Source organism: Rhodococcus sp. SGAir0479 (assembly GCF_005484805.1).
In the GTDB taxonomy this organism is placed as follows: domain Bacteria; phylum Actinomycetota; class Actinomycetes; order Mycobacteriales; family Mycobacteriaceae; genus Prescottella.
Genome location: NZ_CP039432.1, coordinates 4,424,209 through 4,440,795, shown reverse-complemented (window position 1 = coordinate 4,440,795; position 16,587 = coordinate 4,424,209). Strand labels below are relative to the sequence as shown.

The 16,587-nt window shown below is 69.4% G+C and carries 16 protein-coding genes; 2 read left to right on the top strand and 14 right to left on the bottom strand.

Going from position 1 to position 16,587, the window contains the following annotated elements:
* Window positions 1–26 precede the first annotated feature (26 nt).
* The 11 genes from E7742_RS20525 to E7742_RS20475 form a co-directional block, all read right to left on the bottom strand.
* Window positions 27–620: a mce associated protein mas1a gene (locus tag E7742_RS20525; RefSeq protein ID WP_137800629.1), complete on the bottom strand. Its 594-nt coding sequence runs from the start codon at window positions 618–620 to the stop codon at window positions 27–29.
* Window positions 607–1,827: an MlaD family protein gene (locus tag E7742_RS20520; RefSeq protein WP_137800628.1), complete on the bottom strand. Its 1,221-nt coding sequence runs from the start codon at window positions 1,825–1,827 to the stop codon at window positions 607–609. The genes E7742_RS20525 and E7742_RS20520 overlap by 14 nt, the downstream gene beginning before the upstream one ends.
* Entirely contained in the window at window positions 1,824–2,861 is a 1,038-nt protein-coding gene (locus E7742_RS20515; RefSeq protein ID WP_137800627.1) for an MlaD family protein, read from the bottom strand. Before E7742_RS20515 ends, E7742_RS20520 begins: the two co-directional genes overlap by 4 nt.
* Window positions 2,861–3,985 carry an MCE family protein gene (locus E7742_RS20510; RefSeq protein ID WP_441346867.1) on the bottom strand — a complete coding sequence of 375 codons (1,125 nt, stop codon included), beginning with the start codon at window positions 3,983–3,985 and terminating at the stop codon, window positions 2,861–2,863. Before E7742_RS20510 ends, E7742_RS20515 begins: the two co-directional genes overlap by 1 nt.
* Window positions 3,976–5,043: an MCE family protein gene (locus E7742_RS20505; RefSeq protein WP_137800625.1), complete on the bottom strand. Its 1,068-nt coding sequence runs from the start codon at window positions 5,041–5,043 to the stop codon at window positions 3,976–3,978. The genes E7742_RS20510 and E7742_RS20505 overlap by 10 nt, the downstream gene beginning before the upstream one ends.
* Window positions 5,043–6,092 (bottom strand): MCE family protein, encoded by a 1,050-nt coding sequence (locus tag E7742_RS20500; protein ID WP_137800624.1) that lies wholly within the window; start codon window positions 6,090–6,092, stop codon window positions 5,043–5,045. Before E7742_RS20500 ends, E7742_RS20505 begins: the two co-directional genes overlap by 1 nt.
* Window positions 6,089–7,273, bottom strand: coding sequence for an MCE family protein (locus E7742_RS20495; RefSeq protein WP_254699086.1), 1,185 nt, complete (start codon window positions 7,271–7,273; stop codon window positions 6,089–6,091). Before E7742_RS20495 ends, E7742_RS20500 begins: the two co-directional genes overlap by 4 nt.
* A 2-nt stretch (window positions 7,274–7,275) precedes the next feature.
* A complete protein-coding gene (locus tag E7742_RS20490; RefSeq protein WP_137800623.1) occupies window positions 7,276–8,133 on the bottom strand; it encodes an MlaE family ABC transporter permease in 858 nt (285 codons plus the stop codon).
* Window positions 8,133–8,942, bottom strand: coding sequence for an MlaE family ABC transporter permease (locus E7742_RS20485; protein WP_137800622.1), 810 nt, complete (start codon window positions 8,940–8,942; stop codon window positions 8,133–8,135). Before E7742_RS20485 ends, E7742_RS20490 begins: the two co-directional genes overlap by 1 nt.
* Window positions 8,943–9,018: 76 nt before the next feature.
* Window positions 9,019–10,617 carry a fatty-acid--CoA ligase FadD5 gene (fadD5, locus tag E7742_RS20480; protein ID WP_137800621.1) on the bottom strand — a complete coding sequence of 533 codons (1,599 nt, stop codon included), beginning with the start codon at window positions 10,615–10,617 and terminating at the stop codon, window positions 9,019–9,021.
* Window positions 10,618–10,884: 267 nt separating this feature from the next.
* Window positions 10,885–11,661, bottom strand: a complete 777-nt coding sequence (locus E7742_RS20475; RefSeq protein ID WP_137800620.1) for an enoyl-CoA hydratase-related protein — start codon at window positions 11,659–11,661, stop codon at window positions 10,885–10,887.
* A gap of 387 nt (window positions 11,662–12,048) precedes the next feature.
* On the opposite strand from E7742_RS20475, the gene E7742_RS20470 reads away from it, so the two are divergent.
* Window positions 12,049–13,311, top strand: coding sequence for a TetR/AcrR family transcriptional regulator (locus tag E7742_RS20470; RefSeq protein ID WP_137800619.1), 1,263 nt, complete (start codon window positions 12,049–12,051; stop codon window positions 13,309–13,311).
* Window positions 13,312–13,359: 48 nt separating this feature from the next.
* Window positions 13,360–13,836 (top strand): DUF4334 domain-containing protein, encoded by a 477-nt coding sequence (locus E7742_RS20465; protein WP_137800618.1) that lies wholly within the window; start codon window positions 13,360–13,362, stop codon window positions 13,834–13,836.
* A 16-nt stretch (window positions 13,837–13,852) separates the two neighbouring features.
* Here the strand turns inward: E7742_RS20465 and E7742_RS20460 are convergent, their stop codons facing one another.
* The 3 genes from E7742_RS20460 to E7742_RS20450 are packed head-to-tail and all read right to left on the bottom strand — an operon-like array spanning window position 13,853 to window position 16,491.
* Window positions 13,853–14,662, bottom strand: coding sequence for an oxygenase MpaB family protein (locus E7742_RS20460; RefSeq protein WP_137800617.1), 810 nt, complete (start codon window positions 14,660–14,662; stop codon window positions 13,853–13,855).
* A complete protein-coding gene (locus E7742_RS20455; RefSeq protein WP_137800616.1) occupies window positions 14,659–15,339 on the bottom strand; it encodes a GntR family transcriptional regulator in 681 nt (226 codons plus the stop codon). The genes E7742_RS20460 and E7742_RS20455 overlap by 4 nt, the downstream gene beginning before the upstream one ends.
* A 9-nt stretch (window positions 15,340–15,348) precedes the next feature.
* Window positions 15,349–16,491, bottom strand: a complete 1,143-nt coding sequence (locus E7742_RS20450) for an acyl-CoA dehydrogenase family protein (RefSeq protein WP_137800615.1) — start codon at window positions 16,489–16,491, stop codon at window positions 15,349–15,351.
* Between the last annotated feature and the right edge of the window lie 96 nt (window positions 16,492–16,587).

Sequence of the window (16,587 nt, the reverse complement as noted above, 5' to 3'; positions counted from 1 at the left end):
TCACTCGGGGCATGCCCGAGCGGCGGCTACTTGGTCTCGAGATTCTCGACGATCCACCGGTCACCGTCCCGGGTGAGCGAGACGACCATCCGGTACTTCTGCGACTTGCCTTCGGGGGCAATCACATTCTTCGCTTCCTGGTCGACGAACGCCAGCACGACGGCCCGTTCGTCGTCGACGCTCTCGACACCGATGTCCGTGACGGTCGCGGTCGCCGTCCCCTGCCCGTCGGTGACGAGCTTGCCCAGGGCGTCGACCATCTCGTTGTACTTCCCGGCGAAGTCCTGCGTCGACATGCCGGCGATCTTGTCCCGGTTGGCGTTCAGATCCTTATAGTCGAACGTCGCGATCGTCTGCGCGTAGTCACGCGTCGTGTCCACCGCCTCGGCGCGCAACGCGTCGGCGCGGTGCTGCTGCCACACCTGCCAACCCAGCACCGCCGAGAGTGCGGCGAAACCGGCGACCACCACGGCGAGGATCGTGGGCACGATCCGGGAGACCGTCCTCGGTTCCCGTGCGTGCCCGCCGTCGGCCGGACCGGGTCCGGCCGACGACTCCGGCAGTGTCGCGACGGCGGTTGCGCCGTCGGCCGGGTCGATTCCGGGATCATCGTTCGCCATCTTCGAGCTCCTCCAGCAGTCGATTCCATTGGTCGAGCGCCTCGGCCCCGGTGGGCACGAGGACGGGATCGGACACCATCGGCGGACCGATGACGGTGCCCGGGGTCGTTGCGTTCTGCAGCCCCAGATCGTCGGGCCGCGGCGCCGTGCGAGAGCCGCGCTGCGCGATGTCCGGGCCCGGAGGGCAGTACAGTACGAGGTTCGGTTCGGTGGGACGGAGATCGCCCACCTCGCGCCGCTCGGTGTCGTAGTTGCACACCGGCCCCTGTGTGGCGACGAGCGCGAACTCGGCCCGGTCCCCCTTGACGATCGCCTCGAGCTTTCCGAGCCCCTCGGGGATCGCCTCGAGCCCCGCGGCCAGGGCGCCCCGCCGGTCGGCGAGGATCGGGGTGACGGTCGCCAGATCGGCCAGCAGCACTCCGAACGTGTCGTGGTACCGGTCCAGCAGCTCGCGCGTGCGGGTGAGCGCGGCCGGCGACCGGTCCACCAGATACACCAGCACGGGCGAGTTGTCGTCGAGCTGCGCAGTGAAGGTGCGGGCCGCGGCCGTCCCCCGCTCCCACGAGTCCGCCTCGCGGGCCATCGTGCCCACGAGGTCGACGGTGTGGCTGAGCAGCGACCGCAGTTGCGGTGCCTGTCGCTCGAGCAGTGCCGACAGCCGGTCCCCGTCGTCGATCATCCCGGTCAGGTCGGGGCCGCGCCCCTCGAAGGCGGCGCCCAGTTCGGTCCCGAGACCACGGACGGCCGCGGGATCCACCCGCTCCAGCAGTTTCGCGGCGTCGCCCATGAATTCGTCCATCTGCACGGGTTGCCGGTCCGGGGGCGCGGCGATCGCATCGCCGTCCTGGAGATACGGTCCCGTGTCGGTGGCGGGGTAGATGTCGACGTTCTGGATGCCCGCGACGGTGCCCATGGTCACCGTGGCGATGCTGTCGCGCGGAATCCGGGTGCCGGGGTCGAGGTCCAACTCGATGCGGGCGGCGGCGCCGTCGGGGTCGAGCGCGACCGCCGCGACCCGCCCGATCAGCACACCGCGGTAGGTGACGCTGGTGCCGGCGGTGAGGCCGAACGCGTCCGACATGGTCGTATGCAACCGCACCGGGTCGCCGAAGACCCGCGAACCCAGCACGTAGGTGATGCCGAAGGGGACGACCATCGCCGCGATGACCGCGAACAGAATCAACTGCACCAGGACCACCCGTCTCATCCGGCGCCCCCGGTCAGAAGCGAGCGCAGCGACTCGGGCCCGGGCGGCTGCGTCCCGGACGTGCCACCGGTCAACAGGTTCTCGATGCCCGCGGGGATGTCCAGGGTGCCGTCGAACATCAGGTAGTCGCCCTTGGCGGCGCGGCCGAAGTTCGCCAGGAAGGCGTTCATGTTGGCGAGGGTCTCGCCGATCCGGGAATTGAACGCCCGCAACGTCGCCGAGACGGCGGCCGCGTCCGCGACCAGGTCGTCGACCGCGGACGACGACAGCACGACGTCCGCGTGCTCCGCGAGCCGGGAGCTCGAGTGCAGCAAGGACGAGATCCGATCCCGTTGCTGCGCAAGCAAGGACGTCGCCTCCGGCACGGTGTCGAGGAACCCGGCCAGCACGTCCTGTTGCGCTGCCAGCTGTCCGGAGATGTCGTGCGCCAGGTCGACGGCCGCGGTGAAGTCGCTTCTGCCGTCGACCGCGGCGCCGGTCAGCGCGGTCATCGCGTCGAGCAGCCCCCGGACCTCCTGTGGTCGCGTCGCGAACGCGGTGTCCAGTTCGTCGACCACGGTCTGCAATTGCGCGAACCCGCTGCCCGTGAGCACGGTGCCGAGCGCCGCGAGGGCACTCTCGATCTGCGGTCCGATCTCCGTACGGGCCTCGATGATCACGTCCCCGTCCGACAGCGTCGCGGACGACGGCTCCGCCGGCATCCGCAGCCGCACGAACGGGCTCCCCAGCGCCGAGGGCAGTTCCACCGCGACCTCCACGTTGTCGGGCACGGCCACCTCCGACGACAGGCTGAGGTCCACCGCGGCGCCGACCGTGTCGGTCGTCAACGCCGACACCCGGCCGATCACGCGCTGACCGGTCCGCACGTCGGCGCCGACGAGGATGCCGTCGGCGTGGGCCAGCTGGACGATGACCGTGTAGTTGTCGCCGGGCACCGACCGTCCGAGCGGCAGATCCTGAATGCCGATGCCGCAACCCGTCAGCAGCACGGCGGCGACTCCGACGGCGACCGGCCCGAGGATTCGTGCGCGCATCAGCGGCCTCCTGCCGGTACCGCCCCGCCCGACAGCACCGTCGCGAGCCCGAGGGGGTCGGCGGCGCTCACCGGGAACGAGACGGGATTGGTGAACCCGGCCCCGGTGCACAACGGCATCGGATACTGCGCGCACAGCGGCTGCGCGACCGCGAACTGGGTGAGCGCCGTCGAGACGTTCAGGCGGATCCGCCCGCGGTCGTCGGGTCCGACCGTGCGGGAGAGGTTCTGCATCAACAGCGGCACGAGGTCCATGAACTCCGCGAGGCCGGGTTGCCGCGCCGTCAGCGTCTCGCCGAGCGTGCGCAGGTTGTCGGCGACCGCGCCGACGTCGTCGCCGTGCTCGGACGTGAAGCGGTCCATCCGGTCGAACACCGTCTTCAGGTCCTGCAGCGGCCCCGCGATGTCCAGCTCGTGGGCCGACCACTCGTCACCCAGCGCACCCAGGTCGGACACCAGCTGGTCGATGCTCACCTGGCGGACGTCGAGCGCGGTCATCAGTGAGTCGAGATTGTCGACGAGCGCGCCGATGTCGTCCCCACGGGCCGCCACCACGCCCGTCGCCGCGCCCAGGTTCCGGAGTGCCCGGCCGATCTCCGGCCCCTGCCCGTCCAGCCCCGACGCCGCCTGCGAGAGCAGCGCGCCCACATCGCCGCCATCCGCACCGAGCGCCTCGGTGAGCGTGCCGAGACTGCCCATCAGGCCGTCGAAGTCGATCGGGGCGTGGCTGCGTTCGACGGGAATCACGGCGCCGTCCCCGAGCCGCGGGCCGCCGCGGTAGGCCGGACCGAACTCGAGATGCCGGTCGCTGATCACGGACGGATTGAGCACGTAGGCCTGGATCTCCGCCGGCAGCACGACGTCCGCGGGCACCGTCGCCGTCACCCGCACGTGGGTGCCGCGCGGTTCCACACCGGTGACCGTGCCGACGGGCACACCCAGCACGGTGACCTTGCTGCCCGGGTACAGGCCGTTGACGTAGGCGAAGTCGACGTGGACGGTGGTGGCGCGGTCGGTGCGGCCGAACACGAACCACGAACCCGCCGCGACGACCGCGACCAGCACGGCGGCGATCGCGACGCGTCCGACCCGCCGCCGCGCGGTGTGCCGGCCGCTCACCGGCACTCCTGCATCACGCCGAGGGCGCACAACAGATTGTCGGGGACGACCGCCGCGGGCGCCGTGACATCGGTCCAGTTGCCGTTTCCGGTCGCGTCCGTGGCGGCACGCAGGGCGGGTGGCAGCCGGGTGAGAATCAGATCGATGTCGTCCGCGTTCCGCTCCAGCGTGTCCGTGACCGCGACGAGATCGGCGGTCATCTGCGAGAACTCGTCCTCGCGTTCGGTGAACGTGGTCGCGACGGTGTCGAGCACCGACCGCAGGTTCTCCACGAGCCGGGTGACGACCTCCTTGCGCACTGCCAGGGTACGGACGACGATCTGCGCGTTCGACAGCGTCGTCGTCAACGAGTCCTGTTGCCGGACGATGAGTTCCGACAGTGAGCGCGACAGGGTCAGAAGCTGGTCGATCTGCCGGTCGTTCTGCGCGACGGCCGACGTCGCCCCACTGATGCCGGCGAGCGCCCTCGCCACCTGCTCCGGGTCGTCCGGCATGATCTGCGACAACGTCGTCATCATCGCCTCCAACGACTTCGTGTCGAGTTGTTGCGCGACGGCGGTCGCATCGCGGCCGACGTCGTCCAGACTGTAGGGAACCGTGGTGCGGGACAACGGGATGACGTCGGCGGCGGCAGCGTCGGACGCGGATTCGTCGACGACACCGGCGGGAATCACCTCGAGATAGCGCTTGCCCAGGACCGTCTCGAGTCGCACGGAGGCCGTGGTGCGGCTGCCCAGCGGCTGTCCGTCGTCGAGACGGAACGCCACGCGCACATGGTCTCCCGCCAGCTCGATGCCCTCGACCCGACCGGCCGGGACCCCCGCGACGTAGACCGGGTCGCCTCCGGACAGGCCACTCGCGTTCGCCAGTTCCGCTGCGTAGGGACTGGTCCGTGCCACGTACCACAATTTCGGGATGCCCACGGCCGCCACCAGTCCCAGCACGAGCGCGACGATGCCCACCGCGCCGAGCAGCACCGGACTGCCGGATCCCGGACGGCGTTCGCCTCGAACGAGGAACAGCCACGTGCCGACCACGGCATCGATGATCTTGACGAGGAACATCAGCGGCACACCTCCGAGTGGGTGGCCCCGAAAATGTTCGCCTCGGCGTCGCCGGCCTTCAGCACGAAGTTGCACAGGTACAGGCTCACGAATCCGCCGTACCCGCTGATCCGGTTGATGCCGTCGGCGAACTGCGGCATCTGCGTGACGAAGTGGTCGAACGCCTCGGTATCCGAGATCCACTGCTCGGTCACCGATCTCACGTCGCCGATCGCACTGCCGAAAGCGCCCTGGGAGCGTCCGAGGACGTCGGCCAGCGCGGCGACGGACCGGTCACCGTCGTCGAGCACCGACGCCAGGCGGTCGTTGTCGCCCGCCATCGACGTGGTCAGGTCGCGCAGTCCGGTGACGAGTTCCTCGACCTGCGGTTGTCGCTCGTTCACCGATCCGAGCAGCGAGTTCAGATCGGTCGTCAACCGTTCGAACACCCCGCGGCGGTCGGCCAGGTCCGTGGTGAGCACCGTGATGCGATCGATGAGCGTGGACACGGCGTCTCCACGCCCGTCGAACGTCTCGACGAACGAGCGGGTGAGGGCATTGACCCGCTCGGGCTCGAGCGCGTCGAACAGGGGCTGGAAGCCGTTCATGAGCGCGGTGAGGTCCACCGGCGGTGTGGTGTGGTCGCGGCCGATCACGCCCCCGGGGGGCAGGGTGTTCCCGGCCGCCCCCACCGCGGCCGGTTCCACCGGTACGCCGGCGGGTGGGGTGAGCGCCAGGTAGCGGGCGCCGAGCATGTCGCCGTACCTGATCGCCGCGGTGACGTCCCGATGGAGCGTGTAGCGGGACGAGATCTCGATCCGGACGACCGCCTTGCTCGTTCCGCCGCCCGCGTCCGCGAACTCGATACCGTCGACGCGCCCGATGCGGACGCCGGACATCGTCACCGGATTGCCCGGGTCGAGCCCCTCGACCTCGGTGAACTCGACGCTGTACGCGTCGGTGCCGCCCCGCACCGGAACCGAGAGCGTGTTCGCGACCAGCAGCCCGCACGCCAGACCGGCGGCGCAGAATCCGGCGGTCTTCGCGAGGGGCACCCACCCGATCTTCATCGCTGGTGCACCTCCGTCCCCCGCACCAGCGGGCCCAGCAGCACCGGCGCCAACGGATTGGAGTCGGTGGGCGGGTTCGCGGCCGCCGACGTGTCGACCAGTCGGTCCTGCAGGACGTCGAGCGCCTGTTGCTCGCGGGGGCCGCCGTCCACGGCGCTCGGTCCACACGCGCCGAGGACGGCGCCGTAGCCGGGACAGTCCGCCAAGGTGTACGGCATCGGGTCGGCGAACGTGGGTACCGCCACGATGTCGAACCGGCCGGTGGCGAAGACCCGGGCGCCCGCGGCCCCGAACGTCCGCGCTCGGTCGAGGGTGCCGGTGAGACCGGCGGTGTTCGCCGCGGTGGTCGCCAGCACAGCTCCGGACGAGTCGAGCACGGTGACGATCCGGGCACGCTGCTCATCGGCGAAGGTCGCCGTCGTCGATGCGAAACGGGCTGCGGCGTCGAATGTCTCGGTTACGACGTCATCGTTCTCGACCATCGTTCGCGACAGGTCGGTGGCCGATGCCAATGTCGCCAGCAGGTCCGGCGTCGCGGTGTCGACGGCCTGCAGGACGGTCCGGAAGTCGGGGGTGGACGCGAGCAGCGACTGCACCGCCGGCGTCAGCGTGGGCGATGCGGCGGCGAGGCGATCGACGATCCGGCCCACCGTCGCGCCGCGCCCGTCGAGCGCCGTCGCCAGCGCGGACAGCACCACCTGCAACTTCTGTGGCTGCATGCTGTCGAGGACGTCCACCAGACGCGTGTAGACGTCGTAGAGGGCCACGGCGTCGGGACTGTCGTCCAGGCGCAGTTCGGCGCCGTCGGACAGGCTCGTGCCGTCGGGCTCGCCGATCAGCTTGATGTAGATGTCGCCGAAGAAGGTGCGCGGGACCACCCGGGCCCGGACGGACGCCGGGACGGATCCGATCGCGTCGGAGTCGACGGTCAGCCGGACCCGCGACGATTCCGGCCCCGAGTCGATCCCGGAGATCTGTCCGACGTTGACGCCCCGGTACCGGACGGGACCCTCGCCGGTCACCAGCCCCACCGAGGCGGGGATGCCGACGACGACCTCCGGGTCGCGTTGCAGTTGCCCGGTTCCCCGCATCACCATCGCGGCGCCCGCGACGACGGCCAGGACCACCGCCACCGCCCCGCGCACGGCCAGCGAACGCCGCTCCGAGCGCCGGGTGTCCACGTTCAGACCCCCATTCCGGGGATCGAGGGCACGAGCCCCCACAGCGCGAAGGTCATCAGCACGTCGAGCACACCGATCGCCAGAATGGCCGTGCGCAGTGCCCGGCCCGCCGCCTGCCCCACCCCGGCCGGGCCGCCGGAGGCGAAGTACCCGTACGAACAATGCACCAGTGCAACCACTCCCGCGAAAACGATCGCCTTCACGGCGGCGTAGACGAGATCCTCGGGCGACAACGCCAGGTGGAAGAAGTAGTCGTAGGTGCCTGCGGAGGCACCGCCCCAGAACACGATCACCAGTCGCGTCGACAGGTAGCTGGCGAGCAGACCGATCATGAAGATCGGCAGGACGCAGACCATCGCCGCGAGCACCCGGGTACCGGCCAGGAAGGGAATCGATCGCACCGCCATCGAATCGAGCGCATCGATCTCGTCCGAGATCCGCATGGCTCCGAGCTGAGCGGTGAATCCGGTACCGACTTTGGCGGCCAACGCGATCGCGACGACGACGGGGGCGAGTTCGCGCGTGTTCGCGATCGCCGACAGCATGCCGGACAGCGTCGTCATGCCGACGAGCTCGAGGCCGCGCTGGGTCTCGACGCCGAGCATCATCGCGGCGGCGAGTGACATCGCGAACACGATGCCGATGGTGCCGCCGCCGGACAGCACCGAGTTGGTGCCGAAGCTGACCTCGCTGATCTGCGCGAGGACGTGTCGGCGATACCGGGTGGCGGCGTAGGGCAGTGACACGACCGTCCGCCAGAAGAACGTGACGTGTCGGCCGACGTCCGCCAGTCCCCCGTACACCGCGGTGACGGGACGCACTGCCCGTCTGATCCGGATCCGGGTGTCGAAGTCGACCATCAGTACGCTCCCACGGCCGGCACGATCACCGTGTACAGAGCCGAGAGCACGGTGTTGACGATGAACACCAGCGCGAACGCGATCACGACGGCCTCGTTGACGGCGTCGGCGACACCACGGGGCCCGCCCTTGGCGTGCAGTCCCTTGAACGTCGCGACCAGCGTGGAGGTCAGCGCGAACACTGCCGCCTTCACCAACGCCATCACGAAATCCGAGGTGCGCCCGTACTGACTGAACGTCGCCAGAAACGCTCCGGCGGGCAGGTGTTGCACGTAGATGTGGTACAGGTAGCAGGCCATCACGCCGCCGAAGGTCACCATCGCACACAGGGCGAGCGACACGACCATCGATGCCACCAGCCGTGGTGCCACGAGCCGTTCGACCACGTCGAGGCCCATGACCTCCATCGCGTCGATCTCCTCGCGAATCTTCCTCGAGCCCAGATCGGTACAGATGGCCGATCCCGCGACACCCGCCATCATCAGCGCACACACCAGCGCGGACGCCTGCCCGACGATGACGAACGCGACCACCGCGCCGGAATACCCGCCGGCGCCGATCCGGCCGGCCAGCTCGCCCACCGACACTGCGACGAACACCCCGATGGGAACCATCAGCAACAGCGAGGGGGCCGTGCTCACGCGACCGATGAACAGCGTCTGACTCACCGTCTCCTGCAACGACAGGCGTCCGCGCGCGGCAGCGCGTGCGAGCGTGACGAAGGCCTGCACCGCGAAGCCGATGAGGTACCCGCCTTGGAGCGCCACCTCGCGCAGCGGCCCCTTCGCGGTGGGTAACTCGTAGGTCATGCGCCGGCCCTCCCCCAGTTCCGTCTGCGACCTTGCGGCCGTCGGGCACACGCGCAGCGAGCCCGGTGGCGTACCGTCAGCCCTGTACGACGGCGGTGGCACCGCCGCGCAGATCGCCCTTGACGACCTTCCCACTCGCGTTGCGTGGCAACGCTTCCACGCACACCAGCGCCTTGGGATGCTTGTACCTGGCGAGCCGCTCGTCGAGGAACGGCTGCAGCTCGTCGAGGGTGAGCTCGGCACCCGCGTCGGGTCGCAGCGCGACGACCGCCACCGGGATCTCGCCCCACCGGGGGTCGGGGCGTCCGATCACCGCGGCCTCGAGGATCTTCGGATGCGCGAACAGTGCGTTCTCCACCTCGGCGCAGTAGATGTTCTCGCCACCCGAGATGATCATGTCCTTCTTGCGATCGACCACGTAGACGAACCCCTCGTCGTCCACGCGCACCAGATCGCCCGAATGGAACCATCCGCCGTGGAACGCGTCCGCGGTCGCGGTCGGGTTCTGCCAGTATTCGAGCATCATCGTCGGACCTCGGTAGACGATCTCTCCCACGCCACCGGGTGGGACGTCGTTCATGTCGTCGTCGACGACCCGGGCCTGCACCGTCGGAATGACCCGGCCCACCGATCCGAGTTTGCGCAACGCATCGACACCGTCGAGCACACACGTGATCGGCGACATCTCGGTCTGCCCGAAGACGGCGACGTTCGCGGCGTCCGGGAACGTCTCGGCCATCGCCCGCAGGACGGTGTCCGATGCCGGGGCCGCTCCCCAGGAAATGCCGCGCAGCTTCAGTTTCCGCGGCTGCGCCTGCTGCGCCGCGCACACTGCCTGCCACTGGACCGGCACGAGGAACAGCGTGGTGACCTGTTCCGCCTCGAGGACGTCGAGCAGGGTGTTCGGGTCGAACGCCCCCACGGGGTGGACCACCGTGGGGAGACCGAGCATCAGGCTCGGCGCCATCGATCCCAACGCCGCGATGTGAAACATCGGGGACGCGCAGAATCCGATGTCGTCGGCATTGTTCAACTGGAAAGCGCGGATACACGTGAGCGCCTGCGCCTGCATGTTGCCGTGCGTCAGCACCGCGCCCTTGGGCCGGCCGGTGGTTCCCGACGTGTACATGATGAGTGCCGGGGTGTCGTCCGGGATGTCGGTCTCGGGACGGGCGGCGCCCTCCTCCGCGATCAACTCCTCGTACCCCAGCACGTCACCCTCGGTGGTCCCGCCGACGACGACGGACAGCTCGAGCCCGTCGGTTTCGGCCCGCACCGCGGCGGCCAGCGGCGCCAGCACGGCGTCCGCCACCACGACCCGAGCACCGCTGTCGCGCACCAGGAAAGCAACTTCGGGCGCCGTCATCCGGAAGTTCACGGGCACGGCGATCGCGCCGAGAGCGTTGGCCGCCAACACGATCTCGACGTACTCGGGTCGGTTGAGCGCAAGGATCAGCACCCGGTCGCCGAAACCGACACCGCGGCGCGCCAGCGCGTCGGCGAACCGCTCGATACGTTCGTGCAGGGCGGCCCACGTGATCGACGCTCCCTGGAACCGGAGCGCAGTTCGGTCGGGAATCATCGAGGCGTGCCGCGCCACCTGGTTGTTCCAGTTGTTGCGACGCGATCGGCGCGCCTCGAGCGAGGCCGCGGACGCAGCAGCGGAGTTGACCATCGAAGGTTCCTCTCGTGCGTTTCGGGTCTTCCCGATCTGACCGGACCCGTGGTTCGATGTGAGGCAGATTACATGTTATGTGCGGTTCGCGGGTGCACTTTTGTTAATCGCGATTCTCGACTGTCGGCCGCGTCGAGACGTGACCGCTTCCGTCCACGACCCCGCGTCATGCGGCGGCGTCGGTCCGCCTGACCTTGCTTTATCGACCGGCGCTCCGTGCCGACCGGAGAGGCCCGGACGCCGGAGAAGTGGATGCAGATTCGCACTTCACGAGAACCGTGGTGGGCGCTTGTGCAGCATCGCCGCCGCGCCCTCGGCGAAGTCGTCGGATGCCAGTAGTTCGGCCTGCCCGGCGCGCTCCCGCTCGAGTGCGGCGTCGAGCGCCTCGAGCGTGACGGCGTTCAACGAGCGTTTCGTGAGTTCGAGCGCCCGTCGCGGACCGGCGGCCAGTCGGTGGGCGACGGCGTCTGCGTGCGTGAGCAATTCGGCGTCGGGCAGCGTCCGCGCAACCAGGCCGATGCGGGCCGCGTCCACCGCAGGGATCCGCTCCCCGAGAAGTGCCATCTCCGCGGCCCGCGCGCGTCCGACCGCCGCGGGTACCAGCAGGCTCGTCCCTCCGTCCGGCATGAGACCGACACCGACGAACGCCAGCAGGAAGTAGGCGCTCTCGGCGGCGTACGTGAGGTCCGCCGCCAGTGCGATGGACACCCCGACGCCGGCGGCAGCCCCGTTCACGGCCGCGACCACCGGCACCGGGGCCGCCACGATGGCGCGGATGACCGCGTTGGCGACGTCCATCACGACGGTCGGATCGGTCGGATGATCCGATGCCGCAGCGAGATCCGCACCCGTGCAGAAGGCCGTCCCGGAGCCGGTGAGGAGGATCGAGCGCACCGACCGGTCACCGCCCGCCTCGAGAAGCGCCTCCCCCAACTCCCGCATTGTCGCCATGTCGACGGCGTTCATCCGGGAGGGGCGATCGATCGTCAGCCGCAGGACACCGTCGTGCAGGTCGCGGCGCAGTCCCGTCGTCGCGGCAGTCATACCCGCACCCGCTCGCCGATCGCGGCAGCCGGTCCGGCGCGGCCCGCCCACATCATGCCGCCCTGGACCACCGGGTGACGTACCCCGAACATCCCCGTGAATCGGGTCCTCACATGTCCTCCTCGGTCCCCGGAAAGCCGATCCGGAGCTCGGCTGCGAACGACAACGGCGATACCGACACGAGCGGTGGAGCGACCGGGCACTGCACACGGCCGGCCCTCGGCGAGAATTTCCGTTAACATTCGCGGCGCCGGTCCGGTTTGTCAACCCCTGTCGTACAGACGAATTCGTAGTATTCACGCGGGGATTCGGGCACCGATCCCGTGTCACCGGGACTCACCTGTGCGTTATGCTGCGGCGATCAGGCCCACTCGGCGAGGAGGTTCGGTGGCGGAACGGACGAAGGCCCGAACCCGCGCGGCGCGTGTCCGTATCGACGTGCAGCACGCACCCGTGGCCGAGCCGCGACGCAGGCCGAAGAATCGGAAGGCGCAGATCGCGGCAGTGGCTGCGGAGGCGTTCAGCGAGCGGGGTTACCACGGCGTGAGCATCGACGAGATCGCCACGACGGTGGGGATCTCGGGGCCGGCCCTCTATCGCCACTTCCCCAACAAGTACGCACTCTTCCTCCACGCCGCGACCGGACTCGCGACCAGCCTCGAGGACGCGATCGCACGCGACGCGGAGTCGGCCGCCGCGAGTCCGGCCGAACGGCTCGACCAACAGATCGTCGCCGCGATACGCACCACCGTCGCCAACCGGAAGACCGCGGGCCTGTACCGGTGGGAGAGTCGCTACCTCGAGCCGGCCGACCGCGCGATCATTCGTGCCGCGATCACGTCGGTCAACCGGAGGATGGGTGAGACGCTCGCCCGGATGCGCCCGGGCCTGACCGAGCAGGACGACTTCCAGATCTGTGTGGCCGTGCTCAGTGTCGTCGGAAGCGTCACCGCGCACCGAGCGCACCTGCCGACTCGGCGGCTCGAACAACTACTGCTCGACGCGTGCCGCGCCGTGGCGCGAACCGAACTGCCTCTTCACGATGCGCCCGCGCACCGTCCGCCCGCGCCTGCGGGAATCGCCTCGTCCAACAAACGTGAGGTTCTGCTGCACGAGGCGATCCGGCTCTTCCACGCCCGCGGCTACCACGAGGTGAGCATCGAGGAGATCGGCAGCGCCGCCGGCATCAACGCGTCGGGGGTGTACCGGCACTTCGCGAGCAAGTCCGATCTGTTGTCGGCCGCGTTCCACCGCGCGGCGGAGCGGCTCGCGGTGGCCGTCGGGACCGCGCTGGCCGGGTCCACGACGCCCCGCGACGCGCTGCGGTCGCTGGTCGAGGTGTACGTCCACCTGTCCTTCGGGCAGAGCGAGCTGATGAGTGTGTACTTCGCGGAGATCGGCAGCCTGCCCGAGGCGCAGCGCACCGAACTGCGGAACGTGCAGCGGCTGAACGTCGAGGAGTGGTCACGTCTGTTGAACGAAGTCCGTGCCGACCTGTCCGTGGTCGAGTGCCGGTTCCTCGTCCACGCCGCGCTCAACCTCGTGCTCGACGTGGGACGCGTGATGCACTTCGAACCGGCCCCCGCCAACGAGGCGCGTGTCCGGGCGCTCATGCTCGCCACCCTGTTCGGTTCCGCGAGCGGCGCATGAGCGAATCGGCCACCGAACCTTCCCCACCGACGGCATCGGAGGATGAGCATGGACGTACGTGACGAGGTCGCGGCCCTGCGGGCGCGCACCGACCGGATCGATCCGCGCGAACTGGATGCGCTGTGGGCGCGCCTGGACGTCTGCCGTCCGATCGATCTCATCGGATACCGCTGGCGCGGTTTCGCTTTCGACACCGGTCACCGCACCGGCACGCTGCTCGACCGGGCGCACTGGTACGGCAAGGCCTTCGCCGGCGAGTCCGACGTCCAGCCACTGCTCTGCCGCGGCGAGGACGGGCAGCTGTTCTCCGACATCGGGACCGGCCACGGTGAGGCGAGCCTCTGGGAGGTGGTCTTCCGGGGCGAGGCCACCGCGACGATGGTCTACGACGGCATGCCGGTGTTCGACCACTTCAAGAAGGTCGACGACGACACCGTCATCGGTGTCATGAACGGCAAGGGCAAGCTCGTGTTCGACGCGGGTGAACACTTCTGGTTCGGACTCGAGCGGGACGTCGCGCTCTGACCGCGGTCCGTCTCGCTCAGATGAGGTGCCGGTGCGCCGCGAGCCGTCGGCGCATGTCCCACAGGTAGTAGCCGGCGGCGGCCTGGCGGACCGACCGCGGCACCCGCCGGTACACGCGGGGCAGCACGCGCATCGTGCGGTCGAACCGGCGCTGGTCGCGCGGACTCCACGCCAGCGCGAACTGGTCCCGGATCCGCGGCGGCAACAGCCCGGTGGTGAAGAACCGTTGCAGCGGCATGCTCATCCGCACCGGGAGCGGGGCCCGGCCGCCGGACAGGAGGCGGCGCACGTACGCGCGCACCTGCTCGTCCACCTCGGCGCCCGCGATCATCCGGTCCCAGTACGCGTCGAACTCGGTTCTCGACGCCGGCCACATGTCCTCCCGGACCTGCAACGCCGTCCCGTAGACCGCGGACTGCCGGTAGAGCCGCTCCGCATCGGCGTCCGACAGCTCACCGAAGAAACGCGTGTACATGTCGAAACCGTTGCGGTACAACGTGGCCGCGACCCACAACTGCAGATCCGGATCGAAGGCGTTGTACCGGTCCGACCGCACAGGTACGTGAGCCTTGTTGACCAGTCGCACCACCGTCTGTTTCTCCTGCGGCGTTCCGAGGGTCACGGCGTAGACGTACGTCATGGTGGTGCGCAGCCGGTCGAGGGGCCGTTGCAGAGTCGTGCTGTGCTCGGCGACGCCCCGTCCCACCCCGGGGAGGGCCAGTTGCAACAGCACGCTGGCACCGGCGCCGAGGAGCAGCATCGACTCACCGACGAAGTCGGCCAGGTCCACGTCCCCCGCCGGACGCTGCACGATCTGATCGGTCATGTCCAGATTCCACTTCGTTCGAGGTGTGCGACGAGCCGCTTCGCGGCATCGTCGAACTGGATACGGGTGTGCCGGCCGACGGCCTCCCGGTCGCGGTCGCGGATCGCGTCGATCAGCCGGGTGTGCGACTGCACCGCGAGGGTGCCCCAGTCCGGATCGGCGGCGTACAGCTGATGAGGCGTGTACCGGGCGGCGCCCAGCAGGAACCACGCGAGCTTCGGTCCGCGGCCGATCCGGCACAGCTCGCGATGGAACTCGTACTCCGCCTCGGCGATCCGATCCGGATCGGCCAGCTCGACGGCCGTGCGCAGCGCGTCGTTGCGGGCGGCCAGCCGGGTGAGGTCGTCGGCGGTCGCGGAGTGGACGGCACGTTCGGCGAGCTCGACCGTGATGCGACCCTGCAGCCAGAAGATGTCGTACACGTCCTCACGCCCCAGCGGCGCGACGACGTATCCGCGGTTGGGCACCGACTCCACGATGCCCTCGCCGCGCAGCGTCAGCAGCGCCTCCCGCACCGGGGTGACGCTCACCCCCAACTCGGCGGCGGTCTCGTCCAGGCGGACGAACGTCCCGGGCCGCAGCCGGCCCGACATCACCGCGCTGCGCAGGCGGGCTGCCACGTCGTCGGACAGCTGGGTCCGCCGCAGCGGTCGCGGGGGCCGTGTCGGCGCAGCCATGTCGATCCCCTACAGCCCGAACGTCTTGCCGATGATGTCGCGCTGAATCTCGTTGGTGCCGCCGTAGATCGACGACACCAGCGTCCTGCGGACGTGGCCTTCCATGTCGAACTCGGTGGCGTATCCATAGCCGCCCATCATTTGCATGCCCTCGAGCGCGACCTTCTTGGCGGTCTCGGTGGCCTTGAGCTTGACCATGGAGGCCTCGCGCGGGAACAGCTTCTCGGGGTTCGCGTCGATCGTGCGGGCGGTGTCGTAGACGAGCAGTCGGGTGCACTCGATCTCGGTCGCGAGATCGGCGATCCGGTGCCGCAACGCCTGGAACGTACCCACCGGTCGACCGAACTGCTTTCGCTGCGTGACGAATCGGAGTGTGTCGTCGAACGCGCGCTGCGCCGTGCCGAGCATCATGGCACCGAGAATGAGCCGCTCGATGTTGAGGCCCGTCATGAGCTGCGCCCACCCGTTGCCGACCTCGCCGACCACCGCATCCTCCGGCAGGTGGACGTCGGTGAGGTAGAGGTCGTTGACCTCCTTGCCGCCCATCGTCTCGATGCCGCTGATCTTCAATCCGGGTGTGTCCGCCGGCAGGTGGAACATCGTCAGGCCCTCGTGCTTGGAACCGGTGCGGTCGGTCCGCGCCACCAGCAGGATGTTCTCGGCGATGTGCGCGTTGGAGCACCACGTCTTCTGCCCGTTGATCAACCAGCCGTCGGACACCTTCTCGGCCCGGCAGCTGAGATTGCCCACGTCCGATCCCGCCTCGGGCTCGGACATCGAGATCGACTCCGACGCGCCACGGACGATGCCGCCGAGGACCACGCGCTTCTGCGCCTCGGTGCCGAACTTGGCGTAGGCGGCACCGGTGATGAGCGTGGGTCCGATGCCCCCGATCGGCGCCATGCCGCGCGCCGCCTGCTCGAGCAGGATGCACATGTCGACCATGGTCCCGGCCGACCCGCCGTACTCCTCGGGAACGGTCACGCCGAGCCACCCCAGGTCGGCCATCTTCGAATACAGCGCCTGACTGTGGTTGTGCTCGCTCCGCCCGGTCAGCGCGTCCCGCTGCTCCCGGGTACCGCACTCACGCCGACAGAACGCGGCCACCGCCTGCGCGAAATCCTGCTGCTCGGGGGTGAAGTCGATCGTCATGAAGGGGCTCCTGCCTGGGAAGAATCGAATGATCGCGTTCCGGGACAACATGCGGACACCGCGCGCGGGGGTTGTCCGCGTCGGCCGGGCCTAATA

Coding starts and splice junctions, on each gene's coding strand:
- E7742_RS20525 (WP_137800629.1), bottom strand. CDS start 620: ATGGCGAACGATGATCCCGGAATCGACCCGGCCGACGGCGCAACCGCC.
- E7742_RS20520 (WP_137800628.1), bottom strand. CDS start 1,827: ATGAGACGGGTGGTCCTGGTGCAGTTGATTCTGTTCGCGGTCATCGCG.
- E7742_RS20515 (WP_137800627.1), bottom strand. CDS start 2,861: ATGCGCGCACGAATCCTCGGGCCGGTCGCCGTCGGAGTCGCCGCCGTG.
- E7742_RS20505 (WP_137800625.1), bottom strand. CDS start 5,043: ATGTTCCTCGTCAAGATCATCGATGCCGTGGTCGGCACGTGGCTGTTC.
- E7742_RS20500 (WP_137800624.1), bottom strand. CDS start 6,092: ATGAAGATCGGGTGGGTGCCCCTCGCGAAGACCGCCGGATTCTGCGCC.
- E7742_RS20490 (WP_137800623.1), bottom strand. CDS start 8,133: ATGGTCGACTTCGACACCCGGATCCGGATCAGACGGGCAGTGCGTCCC.
- E7742_RS20485 (WP_137800622.1), bottom strand. CDS start 8,942: ATGACCTACGAGTTACCCACCGCGAAGGGGCCGCTGCGCGAGGTGGCG.
- fadD5 (WP_137800621.1), bottom strand. CDS start 10,617: ATGGTCAACTCCGCTGCTGCGTCCGCGGCCTCGCTCGAGGCGCGCCGA.
- E7742_RS20475 (WP_137800620.1), bottom strand. CDS start 11,661: ATGACTGCCGCGACGACGGGACTGCGCCGCGACCTGCACGACGGTGTC.
- E7742_RS20465 (WP_137800618.1), top strand. CDS start 13,360: ATGGACGTACGTGACGAGGTCGCGGCCCTGCGGGCGCGCACCGACCGG.
- E7742_RS20460 (WP_137800617.1), bottom strand. CDS start 14,662: ATGACCGATCAGATCGTGCAGCGTCCGGCGGGGGACGTGGACCTGGCC.
- E7742_RS20455 (WP_137800616.1), bottom strand. CDS start 15,339: ATGGCTGCGCCGACACGGCCCCCGCGACCGCTGCGGCGGACCCAGCTG.
- E7742_RS20450 (WP_137800615.1), bottom strand. CDS start 16,491: ATGACGATCGACTTCACCCCCGAGCAGCAGGATTTCGCGCAGGCGGTG.